General features: G+C 55.3%; 8 protein-coding genes. 5 read left to right on the plus strand and 3 right to left on the minus strand.

The window, feature by feature from the left end; genetic code table 11:
• The first annotated feature begins 23 nt into the window (after positions 1-23).
• Genes ACWKWM_RS10310 through ACWKWM_RS10330 form a run of 5 tightly spaced genes read left to right on the plus strand, consistent with a single transcriptional unit; the run spans position 24 to position 4,105 of the window.
• Positions 24-929, plus strand: coding sequence for a carbohydrate ABC transporter permease (locus ACWKWM_RS10310; RefSeq protein ID WP_483846046.1), 906 nt, complete (start codon positions 24-26; stop codon positions 927-929).
• A 1-nt stretch (position 930) separates the two neighbouring features.
• Positions 931-1,794 (plus strand): carbohydrate ABC transporter permease, encoded by an 864-nt coding sequence (locus ACWKWM_RS10315; RefSeq protein ID WP_483846047.1) that lies wholly within the window; start codon positions 931-933, stop codon positions 1,792-1,794.
• A gap of 36 nt (positions 1,795-1,830) precedes the next feature.
• On the plus strand, positions 1,831-2,811 hold the full coding sequence (locus ACWKWM_RS10320; RefSeq protein WP_483846048.1) for a sugar-binding transcriptional regulator: 981 nt from the start codon (positions 1,831-1,833) through the stop codon (positions 2,809-2,811).
• Position 2,812: 1 nt separating this feature from the next.
• The gene (locus tag ACWKWM_RS10325; RefSeq protein ID WP_483846049.1) at positions 2,813-3,379 is read left to right on the plus strand and encodes a phosphoheptose isomerase family protein; all 567 of its coding nucleotides are present in this window, start codon (positions 2,813-2,815) and stop codon (positions 3,377-3,379) included.
• A gap of 6 nt (positions 3,380-3,385) precedes the next feature.
• On the plus strand, positions 3,386-4,105 hold the full coding sequence (locus tag ACWKWM_RS10330; protein WP_483846050.1) for an SDR family oxidoreductase: 720 nt from the start codon (positions 3,386-3,388) through the stop codon (positions 4,103-4,105).
• A gap of 126 nt (positions 4,106-4,231) precedes the next feature.
• On the opposite strand, the gene ACWKWM_RS10335 is transcribed toward ACWKWM_RS10330, so the two are convergent.
• The 3 genes from ACWKWM_RS10335 to ACWKWM_RS10345 all read right to left on the minus strand — a co-directional run.
• Positions 4,232-4,798: a lysozyme inhibitor LprI family protein gene (locus ACWKWM_RS10335; protein WP_483846051.1), complete on the minus strand. Its 567-nt coding sequence runs from the start codon at positions 4,796-4,798 to the stop codon at positions 4,232-4,234.
• Positions 4,799-4,879: 81 nt separating this feature from the next.
• Complete coding sequence (locus ACWKWM_RS10340) at positions 4,880-5,659, minus strand: hypothetical protein (RefSeq protein ID WP_483846052.1); 780 nt, start codon at positions 5,657-5,659, stop codon at positions 4,880-4,882.
• The coding region (locus ACWKWM_RS10345) for a glycoside hydrolase family 19 protein (RefSeq protein WP_483846053.1) at positions 5,660-6,553 on the minus strand (894 nt) is incomplete at its 5' end.

Genomic DNA, 6,553 nt, shown 5'->3' on the forward strand with positions numbered 1-6,553 from the left:
GCGCTGAAAAGAGACCGACCACCATGTCCACCCCCAAAAAACCGGTGTTCCCGACCCTGTGGAACAACACCCGTGTCGCCTTCGCCTTTCTCGCGCCTGCCACTGTGGCGCTGGCGCTGATCGGGATATTTCCGACGGTGTTCGCGCTGGTCAATTCGTTCCGCCAGTACAACCTGGCGCGGCCTCGCGACGCGACGCCGTTCATTGGTTTTGATAACTACATCAGCGTGTTCAACGACCCCTCGTTCTGGGCGTCGCTGGGTCGCACGTTCATGTTTCTGGCGAGCGTGGTGCCGATTCAACTGGTGCTTGGCCTGATCATCGCGCTGATGCTGCACAAGCCCGGCCTTTCCGGCTTCAAATTGCTGGCGCGGATGGCGCTGGTGGTTCCATTGGCGACTGCGCCTGCCGTGGCGGGCTTGATTGGCCGCCTGATCTTCAACCGCGACTTCGGCGTCGCCAACGCCCTGCTCGCCCTGATCAACGCTGGCCCTGTGGAATGGCTAGGCGAAACCACCAATGCGTTCATTGCCGTGGCGTTGATGGACATCTGGCAGTGGACGCCCTTCTGCGCGCTGGTATTGCTCGCAGGGCTGACGATGGTCCCTACCGAGATCGAAGAAGCCGCGCGGCTGGAAACCCGCAGCCGCTGGCAGATCATTCGCCATGTGCAATTGCCGTTTCTGCTGCCCAGCGTCACGGTAATTCTGATCCTGCGCACTGCCGACGTGCTCAAGATGTTCGACACAGTGTTCACCATGACCCGCGGCGGACCGGGCGCTGCCACCGAGTTCGTCAGCGTCTACATCCAGCGCATCGGCTTTCGCGTGTTCGACCAGGGCGTCGCCTCGGCGCAGGCCATCCTGCTGCTGATCCTGACCATCGTGCTGGCGCGGCTGTACATCAAATTCGTTTACAAGGAAATCTGACATGGCCACCCCGAGCGTCACCTCCGCCGCCCTGCCTGCCATCGTCAAACAACGCCGCCGAGTCAATGGTTGGCACCTGGTCGGCTTGCTGGCGATCTTTCTGTTCGCCGTGTTTCCGTTCTACTGGATGGTCGCCACCAGTCTGAAAACCCAAGCCGAAGCCTTGGCATCACCGCCGATCTGGGTGTTCACGCCCCACTTGGATAACTACGTGCAGGTACTGTTCAACCGCGATGTGCTGTCCAGTCTCGCCAACTCGCTGATCGTCTCGGCTTCCACCACGGCGCTGGCGGTAGGCCTTGGTACTCCAGCGGCCTACGCGTTGGCGCGCTTCGAGTTCAAGGGCAAGGAAGATTTATGGTTCTGGTTCATTACCAATCGCATGCTCAGCCCGATCGTCGTCGCGCTGCCGATCTTCCTGATGGCTCGCACCCTGGGTTTGATCGACACGCGTCTGGTGCTGATCCTGGTGTACCTGACGTTCAATCTGCCGATCGTGGTGTGGATTTGCACCGACCAGTTTCGCGGCGTCCCCAAAGACCTTGATGAAGCGGCGCGGCTGTCCGGGGCTTCGCGCTTCACGATTTTCTGGCGCATTGCCCTGCCGCTGGCGATGCCGGGGGTCGCGGTGTCGGCGATCTTCTCGTTCATCTTCTCGTGGAATGAGCTGCTCTACGCCCTGGTGCTGACCCGCAATGTCGCGCGCACGGCACCGGTCACGGCCACCAGTTTCATGAGCGGTTACGACCTGCCGTGGGGCGAGATCATGGCCACCGGCACGCTGATTGTGTTCCCGGTGATTATTTTCGCGTTGATGGTTTCCAAGCATCTGGTACAGGGACTGACCATGGGCGCGGTGAAGTAGACTCGCGCAACCCAATGAATATGAAGGAAAAAGACCGTGCAAGACCTTCATCCTGAGCTTGAATCCGATGACGAACGGCTTAACGCAGAGCACCAACTGACGGTCCGCATCGCCTGGTATTACTACGTCAACAGCATGACCCAACAGCAGATCGCCGACCGCTTGGGCATCACCCGGTTGCGAGTCAACAAGGCACTGGCCAGCAGCCGCGAAACCGGGATTGTGCAGATCCGCATCAACTCCAAACTGACCTCCTGCATAGAGCTGGAACACGGCCTGCAGGAGCTGTTCGGCCTGGACCGCGTGACGGTGGTGCCAACGCCGGATGACCCGCGGATGATTTTTCGGGTGCTGGGCGTCGGCGTGGCGCCGACCATTCACGAGCAACTGTTCGACGGCTGCATCGTCGCCGTTGGTTGGGGGCGCACCTTGCGTCAGGCGGTGCTGGAAACCCAGAGCCGCGCGCTGCAAAACATGACTGTGGTGTCGCTCCTGGGCGGCATGCATTACGGCTCGGCGAACAATACGGTGGAGATCGCCTCCAGTTTTGCCGGTCTGTTCGGCGGTTCGCATTACTACCTGGCAGCGCCGATCTACGCGCCGTCAGCGCAGTATCGCGACATGATCCTCGCCGAACCTACGGTGCAGGATGTCTTGGGCAAAGCCAAAAAGGCCGACCTGGCGCTTGTCACCGTGGGTGACCTGACCGAGCGCTCGCTGATCTTCGAGCTGGGGATGGTCAGCCCGGCAGACCGGCAAAGCCTAAAAGCGGCAGGCGCCGTGGGCGACCTGCTGGGGCGCTGGCTCGACCGCGACGGCGTGGAGGTCAATCACCCGCTCAATCACCGGGCCATTTCCCTTGAGCTGGACGACCTCAAACGCATCAAAAAAGTGGTGCTGGTGTCCGGGGGACCGTACAAGGCCGAGATCATCCGCGCCGTGCTACTGCGCAATTTCGTGCATGAACTGGTGATCGATGAGGCCACCGCCCAGCAGCTGTTTGACCGAGGGATCTGAGATGTCTTTATCAGTCGCACAACTGGCAAAACAGGCCTGTGACGAGATTGCCGCCACGTTTGCGCGCGTTGATGAAACCCAGGTCAACGCGTTGGTGGACGCCCTGATCGGTGCCCGCCGCATCGCGCTGTACGGCGTCGGCCGTGAAGGCCTGATGATGCGCGCGCTGACCATGCGCCTCTATCACGCAGGCCTCGACGCGCACCCGGTCGGCGACATGACGACCCCGCCGCTTGCCGCAGGCGATCTGTTCATGACCAGCGCCGGACCGGGGGATTTTTCAACAGTGTCGGCGTTGATCTGTACGGCCAAAGCGGCTGGCGCTCAGGTTGCAATCATCACCGGCAAGCCCGACGGCGCTGCGACAATTTTCGCCGACCTGGTGGTGACGTTGCCCGCGCAAACCATGCTGAACGATACCGGCCCCACCGCCAGTAAAGTGTTATCGATGGGCAGCGCCTACGAGGGCGCGCAATACGTGCTGTTTGAAATCCTCTTGCTGCGCCTGCGCGAACGGCTGGGCATCAGCGCCGAGGCCATGCGCGCCCGGCACACTAACCTGGAGTGACGGTTGATGGCGGTACATGATTTCAGCGGCAAACGCGTGCTGGTCACAGGTGCCGGCAAAGGCATCGGTCGCGAAACCGCACAACTGCTCTCACGCTTCGGCGCCGAGGTCGTTGCACTGGGCCGTACCGTTGCCGACCTGGATTACAGCGACAATCCGCTGGTGGTGGATCTGGCCGATGTCGATGCCACCCGGATTGCCGTCGCGTCGGTATTGCCCATCGATCAACTGGTCAATTGCGCTGGCATCGTCGAGCTTGAATCGGTACTCGAAACCAGCATGGAAACCTTTGACCGCACCCTGGCCATCAACACCCGCGCGCCGCTCCTGGTCGCGCAACTGGTGGCGCAGGATTGGGTGCGACGCGGCCAGCCCGGGGCGATTGTTAACGTCTCCAGCCTGGCCGCCAAAGTCGCCACCCGTGATCATCTCGCGTATTGCGCGTCCAAAGCCGCGCTCGACGCCATCACCCAAGTCATGGCGCTGGAACTCGGCCCACACGGCATCCGTGTCAATAGCGTCAACCCCATCGTCACCCTGACGCCCATGGCTGACAAAGCCTGGAGCGACCACGCCAAATCCGCCCCGATGCTGGCCCGCATACCGCTGGGCCGCTTCGCCCAACCAGGCGAAGTAGCGGCAGCGATCGCGTTTTTGTTGAGCGATGACGCGGCGATGATTCACGGGACCACGTTGACGGTGGATGGGGGGTTTAGTGTGGGGTGAAGTGGGTCTAGCGCCACGATCTCTGTAGGGCGAACTTGTTCGCGAGACGGCATGACTTCAACCCGCAACCTGGCTGACTACTGCGAAGGATAACGCTATTGCAATTAACACCAACGCACTTAAAGGCTATACACCTTTAAAAATCAGCCTCGCATAGCAGTGCTCTCGAGACTCCTTAAATCGGGCAAACGTAAGCTCACAATTTTTTGAAAAATATTTCTCAATCTCAGGCGTGAGCATTGCCAGACCTACTCCAGCAATAATTTGATCAATACTTTTAGAGGAGGCCTCAGCTATTAAAGAGACTGCACTATCAAACTGATCACTCACTACACCAGTCTCAATGAAGATGAGCTCAGTTAACCTAGATGATGTCGCTGAAGCCAGGCATCTGAGTTTCGCAAGATCATGAATATTGCCTGGACCATACTCGCCAGCCATTTCCTTACATTCCGCGTCACGATATTTTATCCACAAGCGCTCTCCCTCAACGAGCAATTTTTTATCAACAAATCTTGGATTTTTCGACATTCGTTGATACTGCTCATTTAGTTTCACATCGATGAGCGCATAAGACTCTGTCATACCCTCAATCCGCTCACCTGCAAATTTTTCGATACTAAAATTATCGCCGGCAATCGCGGAAGTAGCGCTTGCAACAACGCAAAAAAAAGTATTAAACTTTGTAAACATCGATCAAACTCCATTTTTAAATAAATCCTAATTACAACACCCACCTTAATATATTAACATCCAGATTTTCTTGAAAAAATACTACTCCAAATCGCTGTATTTCACCCACCCGTCAGTTGCAAAATTATTACCAATAAATTTGAACTCAGCCCAGTCTTGACCGTCTTCGGACTTATCGAAGTCGATGAGCGCAATCTCATCACCACGAATCAAATATCTTTTTGTTGGCCAACTTGAATCAGGCAAAGAAAAAACCCTTGCGCGGGGAGAAGCTATACTAGCCTTTAATGGGATACGCCTCTCAAATTCAATATCGTCTGATACAAGCACTTTCACAGGCTGTTTTCCGGGGGTGTAAAACTTTCGTCTGACCTCACTACATCCTACACAGCTGTCGGTAATATGGATCTCAGGCTTGCCATTTTTCACAGTGTAAACATCCTCAGTCCAGCTCGCTCCATCTCGATAAGAACTTATAAGGAAACGTCCTCTACTGATGGGATTACATAAACCACCGCCCTTAAAAAGCCACTCTGAAAACGAACGATCATTCTCGTTATAACGTAAAACCTTAGAGCAGTGATTTACATCACTTCCAATGAGATCAAACACCAACTCCCGCTTACCATCGCCGTTCAAGTCATCTATGTAAACGTCGCTGTACAGTCCGTAGACTTGAGACATGAAGTCAACAGGAAGAGAAAGCATACATGATTTTCCTTGCATCAAGGCCGACACTTCAAGCGGGTCTTTACTTTCCACCTTTAATATTACAGACGGTAGCTTTTCCGTTGCCGGAACTGAACCCAAAAAACCAATAAATAACAGAATAGCTGCGAACAGGCGATGGGTAATATTCATTTATGCAAGCCCCCACTCTCTACGCAACGCTTCGTATACGGACTCTCGCTCGTGAAGACCATTATCTCCGCCATTGACCGCCCGGGTTACCAACTTGACATTAGACGGCTCGTTATCAATCAAAATATTTATGTCGCCTAGGGAGTTATACTTTCTACTTATGGCCCCATTGTGACGCCAGTACCAACAAGAAACATCTATGGCATTAAACATATCAGCAGCAATAGCATCGGGAGAGTTGACGAAGTCAACTCCTCTGTACTTCGAGTAGGAGAAGTAATTATTTTTCCAAGTAAGCTGTATTAGCCCCTTACCTTTGTATTTTGCGCCGTCCCCTGGCTCAGTATTTCCGTTAGCTATGGCACCTGCATGTCGCCCTGGATCGTATTGTGCACCCGACCCAAATTCCTCAGTAGTCTCAAATGCAGCAGACTCATGAAAACACTGAGCGATAAAATGCGCTTGCTGATAAGGGGTTCGTATTGCGTACCGGTCGAGAGCGTTATTTAGCTGCTCAACAAATGCGAATTTGTCATAGTTGTATATATTCGGGTATTTTTCTGCGAACTCATTAGCGAATCTACGGCCCCCGCCTTTACCTGTAAACCAGTCACCTGACTTGCCGGTAACCTTCTCCAAAAGCTCAACACTGATCCTTCGCTCTTTAGTTTTGAAGGCTCCCACCAACCCCACCGGATGAAAGTGGTACACCTTCCCATCCGCCCTTAACCCTAGCTTTTCTGCCACATCCCCCCACCAGCTGATCTCCCTGATCCGGTCTTTCTCCGAAAACCAGTTCAGGTGCGGGGTCGAACTTGTGTGGCCGGACGGTTCGTCCAGGCTGTCCCATTTGTGCCGGGTGTAGCACCACTCGCTTTCGGCGAAGATGATCAG

The organism is Pseudomonas rosaeacicularis (genome assembly GCF_057128745.1).

Bases quoted from the DNA above. Each gene is read 5' to 3' on its own strand.
- ACWKWM_RS10330 (WP_483846050.1), top strand. From the start codon at position 3,386: ATGGCGGTACATGATTTCAGCGGCAAACGCGTGCTGGTCACAGGTGCC.
- ACWKWM_RS10325 (WP_483846049.1), top strand. From the start codon at position 2,813: ATGTCTTTATCAGTCGCACAACTGGCAAAACAGGCCTGTGACGAGATT.
- ACWKWM_RS10315 (WP_483846047.1), top strand. From the start codon at position 931: ATGGCCACCCCGAGCGTCACCTCCGCCGCCCTGCCTGCCATCGTCAAA.
- ACWKWM_RS10310 (WP_483846046.1), top strand. From the start codon at position 24: ATGTCCACCCCCAAAAAACCGGTGTTCCCGACCCTGTGGAACAACACC.
- ACWKWM_RS10335 (WP_483846051.1), bottom strand. From the start codon at position 4,798: ATGTTTACAAAGTTTAATACTTTTTTTTGCGTTGTTGCAAGCGCTACT.
- ACWKWM_RS10340 (WP_483846052.1), bottom strand. From the start codon at position 5,659: ATGAATATTACCCATCGCCTGTTCGCAGCTATTCTGTTATTTATTGGT.